Below are 25,367 nucleotides of genomic sequence, written 5' to 3'. Positions count from 1 at the left end.
ACGGGCGCGATCCTGCGCCCTCTCCGAGAGGAACGCCGATGGTCGATACCGCCGCGCGTCCCGCGTTCGCCCCGGCGGGTGGCCAGGTCCATCCGCGGGACTCCTCCCCCGACCGCCCCTGCTCGGTCGCGGCGCTCGGGACGGTGGTGCGCGACTACGTCGCCAAACTCGGCTCCCCGTGGATCGAGGGCGAGGTGACCGAGTGGAACGTGCGCGCCGTCGGCACCTTCGCGCGGCTGCGCGACATCGACGGCGACGCCGTCATCTCCCTCACGATCTGGTCGCGGGTGCGCGACCGCATCCCCAAGGACATCAAGGCGGGCGATCGCATCGTCGTGTGCGCCAAACCCGAATACCGACTCAAGAGCGGCGACCTGTCGTACGTCGTGTCCTCGGCCAAGCACGTCGGGCTGGGCGACCTGCTCGAGAGCCTCGAGCGCCTGCGATCCCGGCTGCGCGCCGAGGGGTTGCTGGATCCCGGCCGCAAGCGTCGGCTCCCCTTCCTGCCCCACACCGTGGGCCTGATCACGGGCAAGAACACCGACGCCGAGAAAGACGTGCTACGAAACGCCGAGCTGCGCTGGCCGCATGTCCGCTTCCGGGTCGTGCACGCCGTCGTGCAGGGCGACCAGTGTGTTCCCTCGGTGCTCGCAGCGCTCCGCACGCTCGACGAGGACCCCGAGGTCGATGTCATCGTCATCGCGCGGGGCGGCGGCGATTTTCAGGATCTGCTCGGCTTCAGCGACGAGCGGATGCTGCGCGCCGTGGCCGCGGCATCCACCCCCATCGTCAGCGCGATCGGCCACGAGGCCGACCGGCCCCTGCTCGACGACGTGGCCGACCTGCGGGCATCCACCCCGACCGACGCCGCCAAGCGGGTCGTCCCCGACGTGGCCGAGCAGCTCGCGCTCGTGCGCCAGGCGCGAGCGCGCCTGACCACCCGTCTCTCGCAGAGGCTGCAGCACGAGCAGGTCCATCTCGCCCAGCTGCGCTCGCGACCCGCCCTGCGCGCGCCCGAGAGCCTGATCCAGGATCGCGCCGCATGGGTCGACCAGGCGCTCGCGCGCGGCCGCGCGAGCGCCGATCGCGCCCTCACTCGAGGTCACGCCGAGATCGCACAGCTGCGAGCCTCGCTGCGCGCCCTCAGCCCCCAGCACACCCTCGATCGCGGCTACGCGATCGTGCAGATCGCCGGCGAGGTGGTGCGCAATGCCCGACAGGCGCCCGAGGGCGCCGAGGCGATCGTCACGGTCGCCCGCGGGAGCTTCGCCGCGACCTCCCACGGCGAGCGCGGCGAGTGAGCGCCGCTGAGGTGTCCGATGCCCCGAATAGGATGGTGACCATGACCGAGCAGGCCCCCCTTGCCGAGCTCTCGTTCGAGCAGGCGCGCGACGAACTGCAGCAGGTCATCGTCCGGCTCGAGCAGGGCTCGCCCAGTCTCGAAGAATCGCTCGGTCTGTGGGAGCGCGGCGAGGCGCTCGCCCGGCACTGCGAGGAGTGGCTCGTGGGCGCCAAGCGCAGACTCGACGCCGCCCGCGCCAGCACCGACGCTCCCGCGGCGGAGGATTCCTGATGGCCGGCCAACGGGTCGTCGCTGAGCTCGGCCGCCCCGAGACTCCCGACGAGACGGCGGCACGCAAGGCGGAGTCCTCGCGGGTCTACCGCTCCAGCCAGACGTTCCGCAATCTCATCGCGGCGCTCATCGCCACGCTCCTCGTGGTGCTCGCCGTCGTCTTCGGTGTGCCCCGCGGTGAGCTGCCCGCGCGCGAGAGCATCGACACCGCTCCCGTAGCGGCAGATGTCGCCGAGACGTACGACCGGGCGGTCATCGATCCCGCCGTGCCCGACGCGTGGCGCGTCAACTCCGCGGCCGTCGCCGCCGAGGCCGATGGATCGACGGCATGGACGATCGTATACGTGCCCGATGACACCAGCTTCGTGCGGTTCTCGCAGGCCTTCGATGCCGATGAGGCGTGGGCGCGCAGCGAGTTGCGCGGCACCGCCCCCTCCGGCAGCGCGACGATCGCGGGCATCGTCTGGCAGGTCTTCGAGCCCGCCGACGCCGACGCGGCCGGCAACATCTCCTACGCGCTGGGCACGCAGGCGGGCGCCGACTACGTCCTGGTCTCGGGCTCCGGTTCCGCCGACACCGTCGGCGAGATCGCCGAGATCATCGCCCCCCGTGTCGCCGAGCTGAGGAGCGCTACACCGTGACAGCCCCCACCCCCCTCGCAGTCTGGACCGAGATGCAGGAGGGCAACGCCCGCTTCGTCGCGGGCGAGCCGCGCCACCCGCGCCAGGATGTCGACCGGCGGCACGAGCTGGCCGCCGCCCAGGCCCCCCGGGCGGCCCTGTTCGGATGCTCCGACTCGCGCCTGGCCGCCGAGATCATCTTCGACGAGGGGCTCGGCGATCTGTTCGTGGTGCGCAACGCCGGCCAGGTCATCTCCGACTCGGTCGTGGGCAGCCTCGAATACGCCGTCGCCGTGCTCGGCGTGCCGCTCATCGTCGTGCTCGGTCACGACGCGTGCGGCGCCGTGCGCGCCGCGATCGAGAGCACGGCTGCCGACTCCCCCGCGCTTCCGGCGCACATCTGGCGACTCATCGCGCCGATCGTTCCCGCCGTGCGCCGCGTGCAGCGCGAACTCGTGGCCGAGGGCGGGGTGGCGACCGAGGTCGACCCCGAGCACGTGGGGCGCGAGCACCTGCGCGACACCGTCGCCGAACTGCTGCATTCGTCCGAGCTGATCAGCGACGCCGTGGCCGCCGGCACGCTCGCGATCGTCGGCGCCAACTATCGACTCAGCGAGGGCACGGCCGTGCCCGACGTGATCCTGGGCCTCGCGACGGACGCGACCGCCTGAACCATGAATCCGGAGGGAACGAAGACGTGACGGATACCGAATACCGCATCGAGCACGACACCATGGGCGAGGTGCGCGTGCCCGCCTCGGCGCTCTACGGCGCGCAGACCCAGCGCGCGGTGGAGAACTTCCCCATCTCGGGCGACAGCCTCGATCCGGCGCAGATCGTCGCCCTCGCCCGTATCAAGAAGGCTGCGGCGCTCGCCAACAAGCAGCTCGGCACCCTCGACGGCGCGATCGCCGACGCGATCGCCTCGGCAGCCGACGAGGTCATCGAGGGCCGGCACACCGACCAGTTCCCGATCGATGTCTATCAGACCGGCAGCGGCACGTCGTCGAACATGAACATGAACGAAGTGCTGTCGGCGCTCGCGACGCAGCGCCTCGGCGCGCCGGTGCACCCCAACGACCACGTCAACGCTTCGCAGTCCTCGAACGACGTCTTCCCGACATCCGTGCACATCGCCGTGACGCAGGAGCTCATCGACGATCTGATCCCCGCGCTCGATCACCTGGCGGTCGCTCTCGAGGAGAAGGCAGAGCTCTGGAAGGGCGCCGTCAAATCCGGCCGCACTCACCTGATGGATGCGACGCCCGTCACCCTCGGCCAGGAGTTCGGCGGGTACGCCCGCCAGATGCGGCTCGGCATCGAGCGCGTGCAGGCGGTGCTGCCCCGCGTGGCGGAGGTACCGCTCGGCGGCACCGCGGTGGGTACCGGGATCAACACTCCCCTCGGCTTTCCGCAGAAAGTGCTCGAGTTGCTGGTGGCAGAGACCGAGCTGCCGATCACCGAAGCCAAGGACCACTTCGAGGCGCAGGCGAACCGCGACGGACTCGTCGAGGCTTCCGGGGCGCTCCGGACCATCGCCGTGTCGCTGACGAAGATCAACAACGACCTCCGCTGGATGGGTTCGGGCCCCAACACGGGCCTCGGCGAGCTGCACATCCCCGATCTGCAGCCGGGTTCGTCGATCATGCCGGGCAAGGTCAACCCCGTGGTGCCCGAGGCGACCCTCATGGTGTGCGCCCGGGTCATCGGCAACGACGCCACGATCGCATGGTCGGGGGCGTCGGGCTCGTTCGAGCTCAACGTGGCGATCCCGGTGATGGGCACGGCGCTGCTGGAGTCGATCCGACTGCTCGCCAACACCGTCCGTGTGCTCGCCGACAAGACCATCCGAGGCCTCGAGGCCAACCTCGAGCGCGCCGCGGCGTTCGCCGGCATGTCCCCCTCGATCGTGACCCCGCTGAACAAGCTGATCGGATATGAGGCCGCGGCGAAGATCGCCAAGCACTCCGTCGCTCAGGGCATCACGGTGCGCGAGGCGGTCATCGACCTCGGCTACCTCGAACGGGGCGAGATCACGGCCGAGCAGCTCGACGAGAAGCTCGACCTGCTCTCGATGACCCACGCCGGCTGAGATGGGCGCCCCCGGCGCGCGGCGGGGTGTCGAGGCCGGATAATGAGCGCATGAGCGTGCGCGGGCGACGGACGATCCCGGCGAGGGTGCTGATCCTCGGCGCGATCCTCGCCGTCGCGGCACTCGGCTTCGCCATCGTCGGGGGCGTGACCTTTCTCGCCCAGCGCGACCGCACGGTCCAGGAGATCGACGATCGCCTGCTGAGCCAGATCGATGCGCTCAGCCAGGTGGCCGAGCTGCGGGTGGTCGTCGAGGGCACGGACGAGGGCCCCGGCAACGCCGTGCGCACGCCCGCGGATGAGTTCGCCGACGTCTCGGAGTTCCTGCGCGCCGCGGTCCAACGCCTGATCACCGGACCCCACGAGGCCTCCATCGGTGTGATCGACGGTGTCGTCGCCTATCGCGCGGCGAACGACCTCAGCGCGCAGCTGGCGGCGGACGAGGACTTCATCGCCGCCGCGGTCGAGGCTGCCGCCGATCCCGAGAGCGCACAGATCACGGACGCCGCCGCCGTGCCGGGCACCGTCCGCTACATCGCGGTGCCCGTCCCCGTGAGCGGTGACGACCGCCAGGGCGTCTACATCCGCGCCATCGACGCCGCCGCCGAACTCGCCCCGGTGACAGCATCCCTCGTCACCTTCACGGGAGCGGCATTGGTCACTCTGGGCGCGATGGGCGTCGTCGGCTGGTTCGTCACCGGCCGCATCCTCTCGCCCATCCAGCGCATGCGGGAGACCGCCAACGCCATCACGCCGACCGATCTGCGGGCGCGCCTGCCGACCGACGGCAACGACGACCTGGCCGATCTCAGCCGCACGGTCAACTCCATGCTCGACCGACTCGAGGGGTCGATCGACAGTCAGCGCCAGCTGCTCGATGACGTGCGGCACGAACTGAAGACCCCCATCACCATCGTGCGCGGCCACCTCGAGATGATGGACGTCGAGAACCCGGCCGACGTCGCCGGCACCCGAGACATCGGCATCGCCGAGCTCGATCGCATGACCCGGCTCGTGGAGGACATCGACCTGCTTTCGTCCGCCGAAGCGGACCAGTTCGACATCTCGCTCGTCGAGGTGGGCGATCTGACCCTGCGCGTGGGCGATCTCGTCGGCGCGATCCCGGGCCACCCGTGGCAGGTCGTGCACGCGGCGCGGGGCGTGATCGAGGGCGACGAGGACCGACTGCTGCAGGCGTGGCTGCAACTCGCCGACAACGCGGCCAAGTACACGCCTCAGGGCGCGCCGATCGAGATCGGCAGCGATCTGGACATCACGACGGCACGGCTGTGGGTGCGCGACCACGGTCCCGGCATCCCGCCCGCCGCGCGGCGACGCATCTTCCATCGATTCGCACGCGCCGACCACCGGACCGTGGGAGGATCGGGTCTGGGGTTGGCGATCGTGGACGCGATCGCCAAAGCGCATCAGGGAACGTGCGTCGTCACCGACACTCCTGGGGGAGGGGCGACATTCACGATCCACCTGCCTGTCTCACAGGCGGGGGCCGAGACGCTTCCCTCACCCGTCCGCGCCGGCGACGTGGTGTTGCAGAGAGAGGCGACGGGATGACGCACATCCTCATCGCGGACGACGAACCGCGGATCACGGCATTCGTGAGCCGCGGGCTCGAGTCCGCCGGGTACACCACGACGATCGTCGGCAACGGCGACGATGCGCTCGAACTCGCTCTCAGCGGCGACATCGACCTCGTCCTGCTCGATGTCGGGCTTCCCGGCATGGACGGCTTCGAAGTGCTGCGCCACCTGCGCGGTCAGGGCTCGACGGTGCCCGTGGTCATGCTCACGGCCCGCAGCAGCACCCGTGACACGGTGCAGGGGCTGGATGCCGGGGCCAACGACTACGTGGCCAAGCCGTTCAAATTCGACGAGCTGCTCGCCCGCGTGCGCTCGCGCCTGCGGGAGAACGTCAGCACCGGCAGCATCGGCGTCGTCTACGGCGACATCAGTCTCGATCCCCTCACGCGGCGCGCGCGGGTGGACGGCAAGGAGCTCGACCTGTCCGCGCGCGAGTTCGCTCTCGCCGAGCAGTTTCTGCGGCATCCCGGACAGGTCCTCAGCCGCGAGCAGCTGCTGAGCCGCGTGTGGGGACTCGATTTCGATCCGGGATCCAACGTGGTCGATGTCTACGTGCGTTACCTGCGCGCGAAGTTCGGGCCCGAGCGCATCGCGACCGTGCGCGGCGCGGGGTACCGCTGGGAGTGAGTCGTCGCGCCGGACGGCGCAGAGACGCAGGTCGCCGTGGGAGCACGGCGCACACAGCCGACGCCGGCGGATACGAGAAGCCCCCGGTGCTGGGGGACACCGGGGGCTGGGCGAGGCCTCGTACTGGGGGATCGGGCCTCGGGGGACAATCCCGCCGGATTGGGAGGGGGCGGGATTGGTTTTCTCGGATCCGCCGGCCGGACTGGGGAGACCGGAAGCGGATTCCTGACCCGCCGGAGCGGGCGCCTATGGAAGTTTGCATGTACAGAATGACAAACGGGCATGAGAAGATGCCGATAAATGGCATGAGAGTTCTCTCATTCCTGCGCATGAATGCCCTCTGAACGCCGAAGCGGGGGCGGAGCAGCGCTCCCCCCCGCTTCGGGGCGGCTCAGGCCAGCTCGCCGGCCTCCAGCAGGTCGGTCACAAGTGCGGCGATCGCCGAACGCTCGGAGCGCTGCAGAGTCACATGCCCGAAGAGCCCATGGCCCTTCAACGTCTCGATGACCGATGCGACCCCGTCGTGCCGACCGACACGCAAGTTGTCCCGCTGTCCGACGTCGTGGGTGAGCACGACGCGGGAGTTCTGACCGATCCGGCTGAGTACCGTCAGCAGCACATTTCGCTCGAGCGACTGCGCCTCGTCGACGATCACGAACGCGTCGTGCAGCGAGCGCCCGCGGATGTGCGTCAGAGGAAGGACCTCCAGCATGCCCCGCTCGAGCACCTCCTCGAGCACGTTGGGTGAGACGACCGATCCGAGGGTGTCGAACACCGCCTGGCCCCACGGGTTCATCTTCTCGGCCTGATCGCCGGGCAGGTAGCCCAGCTCCTGACCGCCGACGGCGAACAGCGGGCGGAAGACGATGATCTTGCGCTGCTGCTGCCTCTCGAGCACCGATTCGAGCGCGGCGCACAGCGCGAGCGCCGACTTGCCCGTGCCGGCACGCCCTCCGAGCGAGACGATGCCCACCTCCGGGTCGAGGAGCAGATCGATCGCGATCCGCTGCTCTGCGGAGCGACCGTGGAGGCCGAAGGCCTCGCGGTCGCCGCGCACGAGCCGGAACTCGCCCTCCCCCGTGACCCGCGCGAGAGCCGACCCGCGCTCGGAATGGATGATGAGGCCCGTGTTCACCGGCAGGCCCGCCACGTTCTCGTGCGCACCGACCTCGCTCTCGTAGAGGTCGCTCAGCTCGTCTCCCGAGAGGTCGAGGGTCGCGATGCCCGTCCACCCGGAATCCACGGCCTGCTCGGCGAGGTACTCCTCGGCCTGGATGCCCAGCGATGCCGCCTTGACGCGCATCGGCAGGTCCTTCGAGACGACGGTGACCTCCTGACCGTCCTGGGCGAGGTTCATCGCGACCGCGAGGATGCGGGTGTCGTTGTCGGAGAGGCGCAGGCCCGAGGGCAGCACGGTCTGGTCCGTGTTGTTCAGCTCGACACGCAGGGTGCCACCCTGTCCCACCGGCACGGGGAAGTCGAGCCGTCCGTGCTCGACGCGCAGTTCGTCGAGGTGGCGCAGGGCCTGCCGCGCGAAATAGCCGATCTCGGGATCGTGCCGCTTACCCTCGAGCTCCGAGACGACGACGACGGGAATGACGACGTTGTGCTCCGCGAAGCGGAAGAACGCCCGCGGGTCCGACAGCAGCACAGAGGTGTCGAGCACGTACGTGCGCAGCAACTCCCCGGTGTCGTCGTGGCGGTGAGATGCGTGCGAGTGTCGCGTCTCGTGCGAGGTCGTCGTGTGTTGCTGGCGCGCTGCCCCTGTGGTCACAACCTGCTCCCGACCCGGGGTGATCCCCGGTATCCGCTAGTCGACCACGAGGGTTACGAGTCGCACTCTGGTGGCCGACCCGACCGGGCGCCTTGCCCGATGAGATGAAGGTACGACCGCGGGTCGCGGAGGTGCCAATCCGACACGCCCGCGGCAGGTTACGGCGGGGTAAATTCGATGAGACGTGCCGCGAGCGCTCACCAGGAGCGCGCCTGCGCGAAGGCCGCGAGCGCGTCGCCCAGCATCAGGAAAGTGTCTCCCCCGGTGCCCACATGCGGGGACAGGCGCACAAGGCCCGCGCGCACCGTGCAGGTGATGCCGTGATTGGACAGCGACGCGGCGAGGGTCGCGACATCGGCCGGGTCCGGTGCCAGGGCGACGATGCCTGCGCGGCGCGACGGCTCGCGCGGGGTCACGGTGGAAAGTCCGTGACGCTCCGCGAGGAAGAGCACGTCTCGCGTCCGTTCGGCCAGGGCCTGCTCGATCGCGGGGACCCCGACGTCCCGCACCTCGCGCAGCGACGCGGTCAGGCGCGCGGCGGCGATCTGATCCGGCGGGCTGACCGTGAACGCGGATGCGGCGTGCGCGGGTGGCGGCACATCACCCGTGCCGGGCACGATGCCGGTACGACCCGAGAAGACGGGAACGAGGTGCTCGAGCGCCCGATCCGAGAACCAGGCGAAGCCGGTGCCACGACCCGCTCGCAGCCAGGTGTATCCGCTGGCGCACACCACGTCGGCCGCGGCGTAATCGGCTTCGACGACACCGAAACCCTGGATGGCGTCGACGATGAGCAGACGGTCGCCGATGACCTCGCGCAGCGCGCTGAGATCGGCTCGGTAGCCCGTGCGGTAGTCGACGAGGCTGACGGCGACGGCCCGCGTCTCGGGGGTGAGCGCATCGCGCACGACCTCGGGGGTCATGAACCCCGCAGGCGGATCGACCCACTGCGCGTTCGCCGCGTGCAGCGCCTCCGCAGCCCGGCTCACGGCCACGGTGAGACTGGAGAAGTCGAGGCGGGAGAGAACGACACCGCCCGTGACACCGAAAGCTGCGTGCATCAGGGCGTCGGTGGTCGACGGCTGGAGGGTGACGGCGTCGGCACGGGCTCCCAGCATCCCCGCGATCAGTCCTGTGGCGGCTTCGGCGTGCTCGTCGACATGCTCGATGCTCGAGCGGCGGCCGGTGCCCAGCAGCTCGAGATCGGCGGCGCTCTCCTCGCGCACCGTCGGGGAGAGCGGGCCGAAGGCCGCCCAGTCGAGGTAACCCGGTTCGAGATCGAACGTCGCCTGGTACTGCTCGATCGTGCTCACGAGCCTCATTCTGGCACGCGCCGAGCGGGCGCGGTCAGGAGCCGTAGCGCCGATCGCGGGACGAGAAATCCCTCATCGCGCGGAGGAAGTCGACCTCGCGCAGGTCGGGCCCGAGCGCCTCGACGAAGTAGAACTCGCTGTGCGCACTCTGCCACAGCAGGAAGTCCGACAGACGCTGCTCACCGGAGGTGCGGATGACAAGATCCGGATCGGGCTGACCGCCGGTGTAGAGGTGCTCGCCGATCTGCTCGGGGGTGAGGCTCTCGGCCAGCTCCTCGAGCGAGCCGCCCTGCTCGTGGTGTGCGGCGATGATGCTGCGCACCGCGTCGACGATCTCGCTGCGACCGCCGTAGCCCACGGCGAGGTTGACGTGCATGCCGGTGTGCATCCGCGTGCGCTCCTGCACGTCGCTGAGCACCTCGGCGAGCTCGGGAGGCAGGTTCGCCGAACGACCCACGTGCTGCACGCGCCAGTCGCGCTCGCGCGAGAGCGACTCGGCGAGCTCGGCGATGATCTCGAGCAGATCGCCGAGCTCCCGCGAATCGCGCTTGGCCAGGTTGTCGTGCGAGAGCAGGTACAGCGATACGACTCCCACTCCCACGTCGTCGCACCACGTGAGGAACTCGCGCATCTTCGCGGCGCCCGCGCGGTGCCCGTGCGCCGCCGAGTCGTACCCGAGCTGACGCGCCCAGCGCCTGTTGCCATCGATCATCATCGCCACGTGGTGCGGCACCGCATCGCCGGGCAGGCGCCGGCGCAGACGATTGATGTACAGGCGATAGAGGGGACCGCGTCCCTCGTTCGAACGGCCTGTGCTCACCCTCCTACGCTACCGGCCATGTGCCGCCGGGGGCATGCACGGGCGCTTACCCTGAAGGGGTGAGCCGCCGTCGATCCCGCACCCGAGCCCCGGAGGTCCCCGCCCTTCCCCTCATGGAGGCGGCTGACGTCGACGCGAGCATCGAGATCCGGCCGACGTGGCGCGGGTGGATCCACGCCGCCACCTTCCCCGTCGCGATCGCGGCGGGGATCGTGCTCATCGTGCTCGCTCAGGGCACCGCCGCTACGTGGGCGTCCGCGGTGTTCATGGCCACCTCCCTGCTGCTGTTCGGCAACTCGGCGCTCTACCACCGGTTCTCCTGGGGCCCCAAGACCAAGGCCGTGCTCAAGCGGATCGACCACGCCAACATCCTCCTGCTGATCGCCGGCACCTACACCCCGATCGCCGTACTGGCACTCCCGCCCGAGAAGGGGATGCTGCTGCTCACTCTCGTCTGGGGCGGCGCCGTGCTCGGCATCCTGTTCCGGGTCTTCTGGATCGGTGCCCCGCGCTGGCTCTACGTGGCCCTTTACCTCGTGCTCGGGTGGGCGGCGGTGATGTACTTCGGCGATCTGCTGCAGGCCAACTTCGCGATGATGATCCTCGTCGTCATCGGCGGGCTGCTCTACACCGCCGGCGCCGTCGTCTACGCACTCAAGCGGCCCAACCCCTGGCCGGGTCACTTCGGCTTCCACGAGATCTTCCACGTGTGCACGGTCCTGGCGTTCCTCTGCCACTGGACCGCAGCCCTGCTGATCGCGCTGAATCCCGTCTACAACGCCTAGTCGTCCTGTCTCAGCCGCGCGGCGGACCGGATTCGCCCGGGCCGCGCGGCTCCTCGCCGGCGGCGGTGCCCGGGTCGGCGGCATCCCCCGTGGTAGGCCCGTCGGCGGCGGGCCGCGCGTCTCGATCCGCCTGGGCGGCCTGCTCGGCGTCGAGTTCGGCGTCGATCTCGGAGCGGTACCGGGTGCGGCGGATGCGCCGCTGCATGTCCCAGACGAGGGCGAACACCGCGACCACGAGCACCGCGATCACGGCGAACCCTCCGAAGCCCGGGGTCACCAGCTCATCGGGCGGTGTCGTGGGCGACGGGGAGGGCACGGGGGTCGCCGCGAGGACGCCGAGAACGGTGAAGGGGATGAACGACATCGGGGTCCTGTTCCGCACGGTCGCCGCGACGGTGACGTCGGGGCCTCCGCGAACGCATAGCCTGGAGATTCCAGCCTAACTTCTCCCCCGGATCGACCGATGACCGCGCAAGAACACCTCGATGACCGCTACGGCCGCACTCGCCGCCCGGGTCGCCGGCGCGCGGCGTGGGTCGCCGTCATCGCCGTCGCGGCGCTCGCCGTGGGTGCGCTCGCGTGGGTCACGATCAGCTCGACGCTCGACGACGTGCGCGCCGACGACACGGGGTTCACCGTCGTCGACGAGCACGCGGTGTCGGTGTCGTTCCAGGTGAGCGGGCCGACGGGGCGGGAGATCGCCTGCGCCCTCGAGGCACTCGATCCCGAGTTCGGCGTGGTCGGGTGGAAGGTCATCGTGCTGCCCCCCGCCGCCGAGGCCACCCGGGCGTTCACCGAGACCGTGCCGACGCTCGCGCGCGCGACGACGGGTTTGGTGAACTCCTGCTGGGTCACCTAGGCTTTCAGCCACACCACGACACGCCCTGGCACGATGCCGGGGCGTTTTGATTAGTCGGTGGGCCTGGCGCCCCCGGATACCCACTTCTGAACGAAGGAGCACACCGTGTCGAACGATGCCCCGGTGACCTTCCTCACGCAGGACGCCTACGATCGTCTCGCCGCCGAGCTCGAGCACCTCGCCACCACGGGGCGCGAGGAGATCGCGGCGCGCATCGAGGCCGCCCGCGAGGAGGGCGACCTCAAGGAGAACGGCGGCTACCACGCCGCCAAAGACGAGCAGGGTCGCCAGGAGGCGCGCATCCGCAACCTGCAGCAGCTGCTCAAGTCCGCCGTCGTCGGCGATGCCCCCGAATCCGATGGCACCGTCGTGCCGGGCACCGTCGTCACGGCAAACGTCGCCGGACGCGAACTGCGGTTCCTCCTCGCCAACCGCGAGCTCGCCGCCGACTCGGCCCTCTCCGTGTACAGCGAGGCGAGCCCGATCGGCGCCGCGATCCTCGGACTGAAGGAGGGCGACACGACGACCTATGCCGCCCCCAACGGCCGCGACATGCCCGTTGAGATCGTCAAGGTCGAGACGTACGCGGGCGACTGAGCGACAGCATCCCGCGCCTCACCCTCTCGGGTTCGCGGTTGGTGCGCGTGGGTGAGCGTGTCCCGATTTCTGTCGCTTGATCGACGCCACAGCGACAGAAATCGGGACACGCAAGTCTGCGCGCGGCGGCCGGCCGGATGCACGTCCCACAATCTGTCGCTCGATCGACGCCACAGCGACAGAAATCGGGACACGCAAGTCTGCGCGAAGGACCGCGCCTCAGTCGGGCACGACCACGGGGTCGAAGCCCGCGTCCTTGAGCGTCTGCAGGGTCAGAGCCTTGTGCTCCTCGCCGCGCGTCTCGACGCTGATCTGCAGGATCACCTCGCTGATCTGCAGTCCCTGGCCGTGCCGGGTGTGCAGCACCTCGATGACGTTGGCCCCGGCATGCGCGATGAGATCCGACACCCGCGAGAGCTGACCCGGACGATCGGGCAACGGGATGCGCATCGTCATGTACCGGCCGGATGCTGCCAGCCCGTGTGAAACGACGCGCTGCAGCAGCAGCGGGTCGATGTTGCCGCCCGAGAGCACAGCGATCGTCGGACCCTGCGCCTGCACCTTGCCCGCGAGGATCGCGGCGACGCCGACGGCGCCGGCGGGTTCGACGACGACCTTGGCACGCTCGAGCAGCACCAGAAGAGCCCGGGCGATGTCGTCGTCGGTGACCGTCACGACGTCGTCGACGAGGTCGCGGATGATGCCGAACGGGATGTCGCCGGGGCGCGCGACGAGGATTCCGTCGGCGATCGTCGGCCGAGTCTCGACCTCGACCGGGTGACCCGCGCGCAGCGAGAGCGGGTACGGCGCGGCATTCTCGGCCTGGACGCCGATGATGCGCACGGTGCGCCCCTCTGCGGCGGCCCGCCCCTTGACGGCGGCGGCGACGCCGGCGATGAGCCCGCCGCCGCCGATCCCGACGAGGATCGTCTCGACCTCGGGCAGATCGTCGATCAGCTCGAGACCGAGCGTGCCCTGCCCGACGACGATGTCGCGATGGTCGAAGGGCGGGATCAACACGGCGCCCGTGCGCTCGGCGAACTCCGCCGCCAGCCGCAGCGGCGTCTCGACGGTCGCCCCCTCGAGGATGACATCGGCGCCGTAGCCCCTGGTCGCGAGGAGCTTGGGCACCGGCACTCCCAGCGGCATGAAGATCGTCGCCGCGATCCCCAGCTCCTGCGCCGCGAGCGCGACGCCCTGGGCGTGGTTCCCGGCGGATGCCGCCACCACTCCCCGCGCGCGCTCCTCGGCGCTGAGCCGCGAGAGACGGTACGTCGCGCCGCGGATCTTGAACGAGCCGGTGCGCTGCAGGTTCTCGAGCTTGAGATGCACCGGCACCCCCAAGACGTCGGAGAGGTGCTGCGACAGCTCGAGCGGCGTGTGCCCGATGACTCCGTGCAGCTCGGCCGCCGCGTCCTCGAACTCCGCCAGCGTCGGCATCGACTGCACGAGGGGCTCGGGAACGCTCATCGGGTACTCCTTCGGGGTCTGGGCACCGTGCTCCAGATCAGGTCACCGCGCACGGCCCGCTCCGGATCCTCCCACGCGCGCGAGCCGATCGAGACGGCGAACACGTTGACGAACGCGGCCAGGGGCACCGCGAACAGCGCACCCGGGATGCCCGCAATCATCGCGCCGCCCGCCACGACGAGCACGACCGCCAACGGATGCACCTTGACCGCGGACCCCATCAGGATGGGCTGGAGCACGTGGGATTCGAGCTGCTGCACACCGAGGACGACCACCAGCATCCAGAAGGCGATCCAGGGGCCGTTGTACACCAGGGCGAGGAACACCGCGACGGTGCCGGTGACGATCGCTCCGATGAACGGCACGAACGCGCCGAGGAAGACCAGCACGGCGACCGGGATCGCGAGCGGCACCCCGAGCAGGAAAGCGCCCAGGCCGATGCCGACGGCATCGATCGTGGCCACGAGCAGCTGCGTGCGGGCGTAGTTGACCACCGTCACCCAGCCCGAGCGCGCGGCCCCGTCGACGGCCGGACGGGCCTCTCGCGGGAACAGCCGCAGCGTCCACTTCCAGATACCGCCGCCGTCGGCCAGGGTGCAGAGCAGGATGAACAGCGCCAGCAGGGCGCCGGTGACGACGTGGCCGAGCGTCGATCCGAACGCGAGCGCCCCCGAGAGCAGCACTTCGGCCTGCTGCTGGATGAAGGTCCAGGCCTGCTGGAGCCAGTCGTCGATCTGCCCCTCGGTCAGGTGCAGCGGCCCGTCGATGAGGTACTGGCGCAGCTGCAGGACCGCGTCCACCGTGCGATCCTGGACACTCGCCCACTGCCGTGACACCTGCCAGATGACCAGCCAGAACAGCGCGGCGACCACGGCGAGCGTGCCGAGCACCGAGATCACGATCGCGAGCCAGCGGGGTACGCGGTGGCGCAGCATCCATGTGAACGCGGGCCAGAGCAGCGCGGTGACGAGGATCGCGATCAGGAGCGGGACGACGAGCAGCTTGAGCTGGATGACGATCCAGATGGCCACGGCGATCGCCCCCGCGATCACGAGCAGGCGCCACGCATACGCCGTCGCCACACGAAGACCGCGAGGGATGCCGGGGGCGATGTCGCTGACGACCGTGCGCTCGCGAAGCATGTCGGCCAAACGCCGACGCGGCTGCTGCGGGGACTCGCTCACCCGGCAAGTCTAGGATCTCGCGCGGACACCCCCGGCTCCCGGGCCCGTGTCGGCGGCCGGGGCTAGGCTGACGCGCGTGAGGCAGACCCTGAGTGCGGCGCAGGCGCGGCGTGCGGCGCTGGCCGCGCAGGGATTCGGGGCGCGACCCGGCGGCAGCGCTGCGGGCGATCCCGGCACGAGGCGCATGAATGCCGAGCTGCGGCGAATGCGCGTGCTGCAGATCGACTCGGTCAACGTCTTCGCGCGCTCGCACTACATGCCCCTCTTCTCCCGACTCGGTCCGTACGACACCGGGCGCCTGGATCGTCTGCTGTTCGCGCGTCGCGCCCCGTACGTCGAGTTCTGGGCGCACGTGGCATCGTTCATCCCCGCAGAGGACTGGGGGCTGTTCGCGTTCCGCATGGACGACCACCGTGCGCGCTACGCGGGGCCGGCCACATGGTTCGCCGAGAACACGGCGACGGTGGAGTGGGTGCGCGCCGAGCTGGCGTCGCGAGGGCCGCTGCGTCCCGCCGAGATCGAGAGCGACGCGCACGCCGCCGCACGGGGGCCGTGGTGGGATTGGAACGAGGTCAAGCGCGCCCTCGAGTACCTGTGGCTGTTCGGCGAGGTCGCGATCGCGGGCCGACGGGGGTTCGAGCGCCGCTACGCGCTGGCGCACGATGTCATCCCCGCCCACGTCCAGCCGGTGGCGCGCGACGAGGCGATGCGCGAGCTGGTCCGGCGAGCAGCCGCCGCCTATGGCGTTGCAACCGAGTCCGATCTCGACGACTACTGGCGCCTGCGTCGCCGGGGCGAGGTGCGCCGGGCGATCGCAGAGCTCGTCGAGGCGGGAGAGCTCCTGCCTGTGGCGGTCGAGGGGTGGGAGCGCGGAGGACGTGCCCTGCCCGCCTGGATGCATCGCGACGCGGTGGTGCCGCGCCGCGTCGAGGCGGCGACCGTGTTGACACCCTTCGATCCCATGGTCTGGTTCCGCGAGCGCGCCGAACGCCTCTTCGCCTTCGACTACCGCATCGAGATCTACACGCCGTCGGCCCAGCGCCGCTTCGGGTACTACTCCCTGCCCGTCCTCGTCGGCGACGACGTCGTCGGACGCGTCGATCTGAAGGCCGACCGCACGAGGTCGCGGCTGCTCGTGCAGTCCGCATGGTGGGAGCCGGGCGCGCCCCCGCACGCGGCCGAGTCGCTCGCCGGGGTGCTGCGCGACGCCGCGACGTGGCAGGGCCTGGAAAGCGTGTCGATCTCAGGCTGGGGCGACGCGGTCGACGATCTCGCCCGCGTCATGTCCGACGCGGCACGGCACGACCGCGTCGATCCGCAGCCGGTCGAACCCGCAGCCGACGAACCCGCGGCCGCGCAGGTGATCGTGTGAGACGGGGCGCTGTGATCGCGATCGCAGCGGCGGTGTCGGCACTGGCACTGGCGGGCATCGGTGCGGCCTGGTGGGTGTCGTCACTCACGCCCTCCGCCGCGGACGCCGCCGACGACTACGTCACCGCGCTCGCCGCCGGTGACATCGACGCTCTCGCCGACCTGGGCGCCTTCGAGGGCGACACGCAGACCGTGCGTGACGCGTTCGCGGGCGCGAGCGGCTTCGTCACCGCGGTCGAGCTCGAGGATCACGGCGCGGGATCCGATGACTCCCACGGATTCAGCGCGTGGGTGGAGCTGGGCGACGAGCGCCGCGAGCTGTTCTTCGTGCTCTCCCGCGCCACCGGGCGATGGCAGCTCGCCGCCGACCATCTCGGGACGCTCCGGGTCAGCACGAGCCTCGGCGACGCGGTGCAGGTGGGCGATGCCTTCGTCGCGGCGGGCGAGGTCGCCCTCCTCCCCGCCGAGTATCCGGTGCGGGCGGCACCCGCCGAGCTCATCGACGGAGAGTCCGTCGCCGTCGTGGCGGGCGATCGTCCGGTCGAGGTGCACATCGATGCGACCCTCTCCCCCGGCGCGGCGGCACTGGCGCAGCAGCAGTTCGACGACTACCTCGATGAGTGCACGACCGGGGGCACCGAGATCCCCTCGCGGTGCGGCATCGTGATCCCCTGGGGCGTCGATCTCGCCGCCGTCACGCGGTTCTCCTACCGCGTCGAGACTCGCCCCCAGCTGGCGCTCGATCCCGCCCCGCAGACGTTCACCGCCTCCGGCGGCGATGTGGTCGTCACCGTCGAGGGCACCGCACATGACGGCTCGCCGGCATCCCTCACCTACCGCGATGCGAACTGGATGCTGCGCGGCGGCATGGACTTCGTCGGCGACGAGCTCGTGCTCGAGGTGTGGTGAGCTCGCGGCTCAGAACTGCACGCGTGGCGGTTCCGAGATCGCGGCACCGTTCTCGACCTCGAAGAACTCCCGCTCGTGGAAGCCGAGGTTGCGGGCGAACAGGTTGTTCGGAAAGACCTTGATCTTGGTGTTGAGCTCGCGCACACCGCCGTTGTAGAAGCGACGGGATGCCTGGATCTTGTCTTCGGTGTCGACGACCGACTGCTGCAGCTGCAAGAAGTTCTGACTCGCCAGCAGCTGGGGATACGCCTCGGCGACGGCGAACAGCGACTTCAGCGCACGCTGCATATGCCCCTCCGCGACGCCCGCCTGCCCTGGAGAATCGGCCGCCAGGGTCTCGGCACGGGCGCGGGTGACGTTCTCGAACACCGCCCTCTCGTGTGCGGCGTACCCCTTGACCGCCTCGATGAGGTTCGGCAGCAGGTCGGCGCGGCGCTTGAGCTGCACGGTGATGTCGCTCCAGGCCTCATCGACGCGCACGTTCAGCGACACGAGGGAGTTGTACGTCGCCCAGAGGTAGATGCCGGCGAAGACGACGAGCGCCACGACGATCAGAACCGGGATGAGCCATTCCCACATGTGAGTCTCCTGCGCGCGTCGACATGGACTCTCTCATCGTACCGAGGAGGGCGCGCTCGGGCCTGGCAGAGCAGTGAGTATCCGCATCCGACCGTCTTGCCTCACGTCAAGATGTCCGGGAGTGAGTGATGCTTGCCTCACGTGAAATGTCCGCGTAGCTCAGGCGGCGGGGCGGGTGCCCTGGGTGCGGGCGGCGGCGAGTTCGATGAGTTGTTGCTGGATCTGGTTGATCCGTCGGGTGATCCGTGCCGGGTTCAGCTTCGCATGCTCGCGCTCCAGTCGGGCGCGGGTCTTCTCGTCGAGCACACCGGCGTCGAGCAACCGCTGGTAGGGGGTACGTGGCTTGTCGTAGACGCGCTTCTTCCGGCCGGCTGCGGTGTGGGTCCAGTCGATCGCTTTCACGCAGGGCAGCAGATGGTTCTTGCGGGCCATCACGAAATCCCAGAGCTCGTTGAGCAGGGTCATCTCCGCCTCGGTCTCGTAGCGGTAGCGGAACGCGTGTTTGCGGACCCAGTCGCCGTTGCGTTGCTCGACGTGCGCGTTGTCGTTGTGCTTGTAGGGACGCCCCCGGGTGACGGGGATCTCCTTCTTGTCCGCCCAGGCGATCACGCCCCAGTTCATGAACTCGGATCCGTTGTCGAAGTCGAGCCCGGCGACCGGGACGGGCGCGTTCTTCACCATCCATTCCAGGGCGCCGTGCACGTGCACGTAGGCGTTGTTGCGGATCGTGCGCAGCATCGTCCACCCCGCGACCGGGTCGGTGCCGGTCAGGGTGCGCAGGAACTCGCCTTTGAGGGAGTGGCCGCAGTGCGCGACGGTGTCCAGCTCCAGGAACCCCGGGACGGTCAGCGGGGCGTCCATGCTGGTGCGCGTCGGGATCGAAGAGCGCAGGATGTGGGACGGCTTCGTGCCCGAGACCGCGACCGGGTAGGCGGCGTCCTTGTGCGGTTTCAGGTACCGGTCGATCGTCGCGGCGCTCATCGATCGCAACTCGTCCAGCACCTCCGGTGTGACCCGCTGCTCGACCTTGCCGAGCTCACGGAAGCGGACGAGGCGTTCGAGGGTGTCGTCCATGATCGCCGCGAAGTACTTTCCCGACGGCTGCCCGGACAGCCGCCAGACTTCTTGCAGCACCACGAGCGCATCGTAGGAGTACTTCCGCTCACGCGGCTTACGCTGCTGATCGCGCGCGGCACCTTTGCGTGCGTTCGCGGCACGGATCGCGCGGCGCGCGTGATCACGCGTCCAGCCTGTCGCGTGCACAAGCTCGTCCAGCAGCCGGCCCTTCTCTTCCTTGCCTGCTTTCGCATACTCGCGGGCGAACTTCTTCGTGATCTCACGGCGCGCCGCCATCGACAACTCCCTGCTCATCACCCCAGGGAACTACGCGGACATTCCTACGTGAGGCACGCGCAGCCCTTCCCGGACCTTTTAGCTGAGTCTCGTCGCCGACGTGCGCACCGGGGTGAACCGGGGTTAGAGTGTCCTGCACAAGGGGAGTACTCCCACTGCGGCGGACCCGTCACTACGGACTCGATGAGGTGTCCCGGCCCGCCGGCCTTCGGGTGGAAGAGACCTTGACGACATCCGTCATCGTCTCTTGGAGTACCCGTGAACATCACCCCCCTCGTGTGGATCATCACGATCGCCGTCACGATCGCGTTCTTCGTCTATGAGTTCTTCGCCCACGTGCGCAAGCCCCACGAGCCGACGATCGGCGAATCGGCGCGGTGGTCCGCGTTCTACATCGCGCTCGCGCTGCTGTTCGGCATCGGTATCGGCCTGGTCTCGGGATGGGACTTCGGCGGCGAGTACTTCGCGGGGTATCTGACCGAGAAGGCCCTGTCGATCGACAACCTGTTCGTGTTCCTGCTGGTGATGGCGGGCTTCGCCGTACCGAAGGCGTACCAGCAGAAGGTGCTCATGATCGGGATCGTGATCGCCCTCGTGCTGCGCGGGATCTTCATCGCCGTGGGCGCGTCGCTGATCGAGAACTTCTCCTGGATCTTCTACCTCTTCGGGGCGCTGCTGCTGTTCCTCGCCTGGCGTCAGGCCTTCTCGGACCACGACAGCAACCCCGTCGACGGCAGGTTCATGCGGTTCGTGCGCCGCCACCTCCGCGTCACCGAGGAGTATCACGGCGACCGGCTGACGGTGCGCCAGGGCGGGATGCTGTTCGTCACACCGATGATGCTCACGATCATCGCGATCGGATTCATCGACCTCATCTTTGCCGTCGACTCGATCCCCGCCATCTACGGGCTGACCAACGAGGCCTACATCGTCTTCACCGCCAACGCGTTCGCCCTCATGGGGCTGCGTCAGCTCTTCTTCCTCATCGGCGGGCTGCTCGAGCGTCTCGTCTACCTCGCGCAGGGGCTCGCCGTCATCCTCGCCTTCATCGGCGTGAAGCTCGTCTTCCACGCCCTGCACGTCAACGAGCTGCCCTTCGTCAACGGCGGGCAGCCGGTGGAGTGGGCACCGGAGATCCCGATCTGGTTCTCGCTGCTGTTCATCGCCGCGACGATCGCGGTCGCGACGGTGGCCAGCCTCGTGAAGACCCGCCGCGACGAGCGCAGCGACGACGATCCCGCGTGGGACGACGCAGACTCCAGCTCGGGCGCACCGAGCCTCGACGAGCAGGTCGATGATGTGCGCGGCGAGGGCGTCGAGGGTGAGATCCGCTACGACGACGAAGCCGAGCGCGCGGCGGGTGCCCGCGACGGGCGCGGCTGAGTCCCGGCATCCCGTCATGCGCGCCCGCCGGGCCCGGGCCTCGGGCCCGGCCGCGGGCCGAACCCACATTTTTGCAGCGAGCCACCCTCCGACGTGTGGTGGCTCGCTGCAAAAATGTGGGTTCGGCGGGACGCACGGGTCGGCCGGAGGCGCGGGTCGACCGGAGGCGCGGGTCGACCGGAGGCGCGGGTCGGCCGGAGGCGCGGGTCGGCCGGAGGCGCGGGTCGACCGGAGGCGCGGGTCGACGGGACGCGGGAGGCGCGGGTCGTCGGCGGCGCGGGATGCTGGAGGCCGAGGTAAGCGACGATCCCCGGGCCGATCCGACCAGCTGTCAGTACCCCCGGTGGGACTCGAACCCACACTTGGGCGATTTTAAGTCGCCTGCCTCTGCCATTGGGCTACGGGGGCGTCGCCGGAACACCGGCACCTTCCCCAGTATCGCCGAAGGCCGCGCGGGGCACCGTACGGAGGTGCCCCGCGCGGCCTTCGGCGCAGTACGGGAGGAGCAGGCCGCTCAGCGCGCGGCGGCTGCTGCCTTGGCGTCGGATTCGACGGCCTCGGGCGCATCGGCCGCCTTGCCCGCCTCGCGCGGGACGGCGGGCGGGGTGACCGCCGGTGCCGCCTCGGGCTGGGCCGGACGCGGCCGTGCGGCGAACTCCTCGAACACGTAGCGCGGGTTCTGCACCGTGGAGAGGTTGACGAGATCGCGGCCGAGGAAGAAGTTGTTGATCCAGCCCCAGACGACGCGGATCTTGCGCTCCCACGAGGGCATCGCCATGCCGTGGTAGCCGCGGTGGGCGAGCCACGCGATGAAGCCCTTGAGCGCGATGCCCTTGGACTGGAACACGCCGTTGTAGAGGCCGAGCCCCGCCACCGCACCGAGGTTGTGGTGGATGTAGTCGACGGGCACCTCGCCGCGCAGCACCGCGGTGAGGTTCTTGGCGAGAAGCTTCGCCTGGCGGACGGCGTGCTGCGCGTTGGGCACGCAGTAGCCTCCGACGCCCTTGCCCGTGAGGTCGGGAACGGCCGACACGTCGCCGGCCGCCCAGGCGCCCTCGACGATCTCTTCGTCGGTGCCCACGCGCAGATCGGCGCGGGTGCGGATGCGACCGCGCTCCTCGACCGGGAGGTCGCCGCCGCGGACTACCGTGGGGTTGGCCATGACACCGGCCGTCCAGATGATCAGGTCAGCGGGGATGGTCTCGCCGGTGGAGAGCTCGACGTTGCCGTCGACGGCGCCCTTGACCTGCGTGTCGAGGTGCACGTAGGCGCCGCGGGTAGCGAGGTCCTTCAGCACCCATTCGCTCGTCTTGAGCGAGACCTCGGGCATGATCCGGCCCATCGCCTCGATCAGGTGGAAGCTCGTGTCGTCGAACGTCAGCTGCGGGTAGTCCTTCAGCAGCGCGGAGGCGAACGAGCGCAGCTCGGCGAACACCTCGATGCCGGCGAATCCGCCGCCGACGACGACGACGGTGAGCAGACGCTCGCGTTCGGGGCCGGCCGGCAGTGTCGCCGCCTTGTCGAAGTTGGACATGAGGCGGTCGCGGATCGCGACGGCCTCTTCGATCGTCTTCAGCCCGATCGCGTTGTCGGCGATGCCGGGGATCGGGAACGTGCGCGAGACGACGCCCGCGGTCACGACGATCTGGTCGTACTCGTGCTGCCACGGCTCGCCCAGCTCGGGGGTGATCGTGGCGGTCTTGTTGGCGTGATCGATGCCGGTCACCTTGGCCGTGACGACGGTCGTGCGCTTGAGGTGGCGGCGCAGCGCCACCACCGAGTGGCGCGCCTCGATGGATCCGGCCGCGACCTCGGGGAGGAAGGGCTGGTAGGTCATGTACGGCAGCGGGTCGACGATCGTGACCTCGGCCTCGCCCTTTCGAAGGTGCTTCTCCAGCTTCCACGCGGTGTAGAAGCCGGCGTAGCCGCCGCCGACGATGAGGATCTTGGGCACGGCAGGTGTCACGGTGCTTGTCACGATGGGGGGAACTCCTCAAAGGATCACGGAGTCGGTGCGCGGTGTGGGCGCGCCGATCGGATGCGTCGGACAGCTGCGGTGACGCCGAGCGCTACCAGGATACCAGCCAGGGTCGAAGCCAGGAGAGGCAGTGTCCCGTACCGCAGACTGTCCGGGGACGGGAGCAACGCCGAACCGGCCTCCGTTCGGGAGCCGGCCGGAGGAAGCGCCTCGATCTCGACCGGCGCCGCGGTGGGGTCCGGCGCCGGCTCGATATCGGCTCGGCGGTAGAGCCGGATCCACTCCTCGATACTACCCATCGGGTTCTCCGCGACAGCGGGGATGCTGGCCTGCACTGCCGCAGATGCGTCGACGATGCCATAGCCGTAGAGCGGATCGGGTCGCGCGGTGGCAGCCTCGGCCGGTTTCGCCGTCTGGATGAGGCGATTCACGACATTAGCGACGTCGAGTTCGGGGTGGGCCGCGCGCACCAGCGCCGCGATGCCCGCCACGATCGGCGCCGCCCCGCTCGTTCCGCTCCACGTGACGATGCGTCCGTCGGCGGAGACGCCGAGCAGCTGTTCGCTGGGCGCCGAGACTCCGATCGTGATGCCCTGCGTCGACGCCTGCTCGCTCGCGTTTCCGGCCGGGTCCACCCCGCCCACCGTCAGCACGCCGGGAATCGTCGCGGGCGCGCCCACGCGGGTCGTGCCGCTGCCCCTGTTGCCGGCCGCGACGATGACGAGCACGTCGTTCTCGGCGGCGTAGAGGAACGCGTCGTCCCAGCGCGGGTCCCAGTCGAGGGTGTTCGTCGTGAAAGAGAGGTTGATGATGGTGGCTCCGGCATCCACCGACCAGCGGATCGCCTCCGCGACCTGGTCGACGAACGAGACCCGGGCCGTCGTGCCGAAACCGACGGACACCGAGAGCAGCTCGGCCTCGGGCGCGACACCCACCATGCCGGTTCCGCCCGCGGTGCCGCGGGCCGCGGCGAGCGAGGCGACCCACGAGCCGTGGTTGGCATCGACGGCACCGATGGGCGTGCGGCCGTCGGCCGATCCCGCCCCCGACACGTCCGTGCCGCCGACGACCGCGCCCGCGAACTCGGGCGGACCCGCGCCGATACCCGTGTCGATGATCGCGATGCGCTGGCCCGCGCCACGGGTGGTCTGCCACGCCTGCCGCACGCCGAGGGCATCGAGCCAGTACTCTGCCTGGCGGACGGGATCGGCGGTGTCATCCGCGAACGCGGGTTCGACGACGGGGGCGGATGCCGTGGCCGTAGCCGCCGCGGGCGCCACACCGCCCGCGAGCACGATCGCCCCGACCAGCAGCGCCGCGGCACTCGCGCGCAGTCCGCGCGCTCGCCCTGCCCTCACCCGGCGGCTCCGGGATCGGCGCAGACGCAGACGGAGGGGGACCAGCGCGAGCGCGCCAGCGCCAGATCGCCGACGGGATTGACCCCGGGGCCGGCCGCCAGGGCGTGGCCGGCGAGGGCGTGCAGGCACTTGACCCGCCTGGGCATGCCACCGGCGGAGATGCCCTCGATCTCGGGGACCTCGCCGAATCCGGCGCGGTCGGCGAGATAAGCGCGGTGCGCGGCCGCGTAGCCGGCGAGCAGATCGTCGTCGGCCTGGAGGGTCTCCTGCAGCTCGGCCATGACGTGCGTGGCCTCGAGCTCGCTCATCGCCGCCGTCGCCGCAGGGTGGGTGAGGTAGTAGAACGTCGGGAACGGCGTGCCGTCCGGCAGCCGCGGAGCGGTGGCCACGACGGTGGGATTGCCGCAGACGCAGCGCGCGGCAATACCGACGACCCCGCGCACGGGGCGACCCAGCTGCCCGGTGACGACAGCGAGTTCGGCGTCGGTGGGCGCGGCGAAGGGCGGGGTGGTCACCCCACCAGGGTAGTCGCCGCCCTCAGGGCGCCGGCGCCTCGGGCCCGCGGACGGTCTGGGCGAGCCCCGCGGTCGCGACCGAGGAGAGCATCTGCGTCATCCAGTCGGTGCGGGTCTCGGTCACCTCGGCGCTGACGGGCTCGTCGAGCGCGGGCTGGAACGCCGCCTCGAGATCGTTGACGACGAGGTAGACCACCTCGCCGGGTCGCACGTAGTACAGCCGCTCGCGCGCCTGCGTCGTGATGTAAGCGGGGTCGCTCCAGCGCTCCTGCTGCGCCTCCAGGTCGGCGACCTCCTGCTGACCGAGCTGCACCGACGCCTCGAGGGCCGCGATCCGCTGCCGCTGCTGCACGAACGTGCCGACCGTGGGCACCAGCACGAACGCCGCGAGCACGACCAGGCCGAGCATCACGACCATGAAACCCGAGAGCCGGATGCCGCCGAGCCAGCCCCGCACATCGACCTGTCGCCGCGGCGGCCGATCCCGCCGAGGTCGGCCCGCGCGGCCCCGGGCGGACGGGGGTGTCGTGACGGCAGCATCCCGCGTCGTCGTGGCATCGCCTGAAAGCCCGGAGGGGGGAGCCGGCCGTTTCGCCATGACTCCCCCCTC

25 protein-coding genes and 1 tRNA gene are annotated in these 25,367 nt (G+C 70.0%); 13 read left to right on the top strand and 13 right to left on the bottom strand.

Going from position 1 to position 25,367, the window contains the following annotated elements:
* The first annotated feature begins 38 nt into the window (after positions 1–38).
* From xseA to AB2L57_RS06945, 7 genes are read left to right on the top strand one after another with little or no spacing between them, the layout of a single operon-like run.
* Complete coding sequence (gene xseA / locus AB2L57_RS06975) at positions 39–1,301, top strand: exodeoxyribonuclease VII large subunit (protein WP_409048400.1); 1,263 nt, start codon at positions 39–41, stop codon at positions 1,299–1,301.
* A 32-nt stretch (positions 1,302–1,333) separates the two neighbouring features.
* Positions 1,334–1,573 carry an exodeoxyribonuclease VII small subunit gene (locus tag AB2L57_RS06970; RefSeq protein WP_409048399.1) on the top strand — a complete coding sequence of 80 codons (240 nt, stop codon included), beginning with the start codon at positions 1,334–1,336 and terminating at the stop codon, positions 1,571–1,573.
* Complete coding sequence (locus AB2L57_RS06965) at positions 1,573–2,214, top strand: DUF4245 family protein (RefSeq protein ID WP_409048398.1); 642 nt, start codon at positions 1,573–1,575, stop codon at positions 2,212–2,214. The genes AB2L57_RS06970 and AB2L57_RS06965 overlap by 1 nt, the downstream gene beginning before the upstream one ends.
* Positions 2,215–2,246: 32 nt before the next feature.
* A complete protein-coding gene (locus AB2L57_RS06960; RefSeq protein ID WP_292809781.1) occupies positions 2,247–2,864 on the top strand; it encodes a carbonic anhydrase in 618 nt (205 codons plus the stop codon).
* 26 nt (positions 2,865–2,890) lie between these two features.
* A complete protein-coding gene (locus tag AB2L57_RS06955) occupies positions 2,891–4,285 on the top strand; it encodes an aspartate ammonia-lyase (RefSeq protein ID WP_292809727.1) in 1,395 nt (464 codons plus the stop codon).
* Positions 4,286–4,335: 50 nt separating this feature from the next.
* Positions 4,336–5,856: an ATP-binding protein gene (locus tag AB2L57_RS06950; protein WP_409048397.1), complete on the top strand. Its 1,521-nt coding sequence runs from the start codon at positions 4,336–4,338 to the stop codon at positions 5,854–5,856.
* Positions 5,853–6,509: a response regulator transcription factor gene (locus AB2L57_RS06945; RefSeq protein ID WP_292809723.1), complete on the top strand. Its 657-nt coding sequence runs from the start codon at positions 5,853–5,855 to the stop codon at positions 6,507–6,509. The genes AB2L57_RS06950 and AB2L57_RS06945 overlap by 4 nt, the downstream gene beginning before the upstream one ends.
* A gap of 391 nt (positions 6,510–6,900) precedes the next feature.
* Here the strand turns inward: AB2L57_RS06945 and AB2L57_RS06940 are convergent, their stop codons facing one another.
* The 3 genes from AB2L57_RS06940 to AB2L57_RS06930 all read right to left on the bottom strand — a co-directional run bounded on the left by AB2L57_RS06940 (position 6,901) and on the right by AB2L57_RS06930 (position 10,416).
* Positions 6,901–8,190, bottom strand: a complete 1,290-nt coding sequence (locus AB2L57_RS06940; protein ID WP_292809722.1) for a PhoH family protein — start codon at positions 8,188–8,190, stop codon at positions 6,901–6,903.
* 290 nt (positions 8,191–8,480) lie between these two features.
* Entirely contained in the window at positions 8,481–9,605 is a 1,125-nt protein-coding gene (locus AB2L57_RS06935; RefSeq protein ID WP_292809720.1) for an aminotransferase class V-fold PLP-dependent enzyme, read from the bottom strand.
* Between the two features lie 25 nt (positions 9,606–9,630).
* On the bottom strand, positions 9,631–10,416 hold the full coding sequence (locus AB2L57_RS06930) for an isoprenyl transferase (protein ID WP_292809718.1): 786 nt from the start codon (positions 10,414–10,416) through the stop codon (positions 9,631–9,633).
* A gap of 113 nt (positions 10,417–10,529) precedes the next feature.
* Here AB2L57_RS06930 and trhA point away from each other — a divergent pair, with 113 nt between their 5' ends.
* Positions 10,530–11,201 carry a PAQR family membrane homeostasis protein TrhA gene (trhA, locus tag AB2L57_RS06925; protein ID WP_292809779.1) on the top strand — a complete coding sequence of 224 codons (672 nt, stop codon included), beginning with the start codon at positions 10,530–10,532 and terminating at the stop codon, positions 11,199–11,201.
* A 10-nt stretch (positions 11,202–11,211) separates the two neighbouring features.
* On the opposite strand, the gene AB2L57_RS06920 is transcribed toward trhA, so the two are convergent.
* On the bottom strand, positions 11,212–11,565 hold the full coding sequence (locus AB2L57_RS06920; protein ID WP_292809716.1) for a hypothetical protein: 354 nt from the start codon (positions 11,563–11,565) through the stop codon (positions 11,212–11,214).
* A gap of 99 nt (positions 11,566–11,664) precedes the next feature.
* Between AB2L57_RS06920 and AB2L57_RS06915 the strand changes: the two genes are divergently transcribed.
* Entirely contained in the window at positions 11,665–12,060 is a 396-nt protein-coding gene (locus tag AB2L57_RS06915) for a DUF4307 domain-containing protein (RefSeq protein WP_292809714.1), read from the top strand.
* A 105-nt stretch (positions 12,061–12,165) separates the two neighbouring features.
* Positions 12,166–12,657 carry a transcription elongation factor GreA gene (gene greA, locus AB2L57_RS06910; RefSeq protein WP_292809712.1) on the top strand — a complete coding sequence of 164 codons (492 nt, stop codon included), beginning with the start codon at positions 12,166–12,168 and terminating at the stop codon, positions 12,655–12,657.
* A gap of 219 nt (positions 12,658–12,876) precedes the next feature.
* On the opposite strand, the gene ilvA is transcribed toward greA, so the two are convergent.
* On the bottom strand, positions 12,877–14,127 hold the full coding sequence (gene ilvA / locus AB2L57_RS06905; protein ID WP_409048396.1) for a threonine ammonia-lyase: 1,251 nt from the start codon (positions 14,125–14,127) through the stop codon (positions 12,877–12,879).
* A complete protein-coding gene (locus AB2L57_RS06900) occupies positions 14,124–15,269 on the bottom strand; it encodes an AI-2E family transporter (RefSeq protein WP_292809777.1) in 1,146 nt (381 codons plus the stop codon). Before AB2L57_RS06900 ends, ilvA begins: the two co-directional genes overlap by 4 nt.
* Positions 15,270–15,387: 118 nt before the next feature.
* Here AB2L57_RS06900 and AB2L57_RS06895 point away from each other — a divergent pair, with 118 nt between their 5' ends.
* Together AB2L57_RS06895 and AB2L57_RS06890 are read left to right on the top strand one after the other, a co-directional pair.
* Positions 15,388–16,683 (top strand): winged helix-turn-helix domain-containing protein, encoded by a 1,296-nt coding sequence (locus AB2L57_RS06895; RefSeq protein ID WP_292809708.1) that lies wholly within the window; start codon positions 15,388–15,390, stop codon positions 16,681–16,683.
* A gap of 11 nt (positions 16,684–16,694) precedes the next feature.
* Positions 16,695–17,591 (top strand): hypothetical protein, encoded by an 897-nt coding sequence (locus AB2L57_RS06890; RefSeq protein ID WP_292809707.1) that lies wholly within the window; start codon positions 16,695–16,697, stop codon positions 17,589–17,591.
* Positions 17,592–17,600: 9 nt separating this feature from the next.
* Here AB2L57_RS06890 and AB2L57_RS06885 read toward each other — a convergent pair whose 3' ends face one another.
* Positions 17,601–18,170: a LemA family protein gene (locus tag AB2L57_RS06885; RefSeq protein WP_292809705.1), complete on the bottom strand. Its 570-nt coding sequence runs from the start codon at positions 18,168–18,170 to the stop codon at positions 17,601–17,603.
* Positions 18,171–18,329: 159 nt separating this feature from the next.
* A complete protein-coding gene (locus tag AB2L57_RS06880) occupies positions 18,330–19,541 on the bottom strand; it encodes an integrase (RefSeq protein WP_409046856.1) in 1,212 nt (403 codons plus the stop codon).
* A gap of 240 nt (positions 19,542–19,781) precedes the next feature.
* Here AB2L57_RS06880 and AB2L57_RS06875 point away from each other — a divergent pair, with 240 nt between their 5' ends.
* The gene (locus AB2L57_RS06875; RefSeq protein WP_292809703.1) at positions 19,782–20,906 is read left to right on the top strand and encodes a TerC family protein; all 1,125 of its coding nucleotides are present in this window, start codon (positions 19,782–19,784) and stop codon (positions 20,904–20,906) included.
* Between the two features lie 335 nt (positions 20,907–21,241).
* Here AB2L57_RS06875 and AB2L57_RS06870 read toward each other — a convergent pair.
* The 5 genes from AB2L57_RS06870 to AB2L57_RS06850 all read right to left on the bottom strand — a co-directional run bounded on the left by AB2L57_RS06870 (position 21,242) and on the right by AB2L57_RS06850 (position 25,355).
* Positions 21,242–21,314, bottom strand: a tRNA-Leu gene (locus AB2L57_RS06870).
* A 106-nt stretch (positions 21,315–21,420) separates the two neighbouring features.
* Complete coding sequence (locus AB2L57_RS06865; RefSeq protein ID WP_409048598.1) at positions 21,421–22,860, bottom strand: NAD(P)/FAD-dependent oxidoreductase; 1,440 nt, start codon at positions 22,858–22,860, stop codon at positions 21,421–21,423.
* Between the two features lie 47 nt (positions 22,861–22,907).
* The gene (locus AB2L57_RS06860; RefSeq protein ID WP_292809701.1) at positions 22,908–24,242 is read right to left on the bottom strand and encodes a S8 family serine peptidase; all 1,335 of its coding nucleotides are present in this window, start codon (positions 24,240–24,242) and stop codon (positions 22,908–22,910) included.
* Positions 24,239–24,757, bottom strand: coding sequence for a DUF501 domain-containing protein (locus tag AB2L57_RS06855; RefSeq protein ID WP_292809699.1), 519 nt, complete (start codon positions 24,755–24,757; stop codon positions 24,239–24,241). Before AB2L57_RS06855 ends, AB2L57_RS06860 begins: the two co-directional genes overlap by 4 nt.
* 22 nt (positions 24,758–24,779) lie before the next feature.
* Entirely contained in the window at positions 24,780–25,355 is a 576-nt protein-coding gene (locus AB2L57_RS06850; protein WP_292809697.1) for a septum formation initiator family protein, read from the bottom strand.
* Between the last annotated feature and the right edge of the window lie 12 nt (positions 25,356–25,367).

Origin of the sequence: Microbacterium sp. HA-8, assembly GCF_046111165.1 — a bacterium.
Taxonomy (GTDB): Bacteria; Actinomycetota; Actinomycetes; order Actinomycetales; family Microbacteriaceae; genus Microbacterium.
The sequence above is the reverse complement of the archived record's forward strand: the minus strand, read 5'-3'. Positions and strand labels throughout refer to the sequence as shown.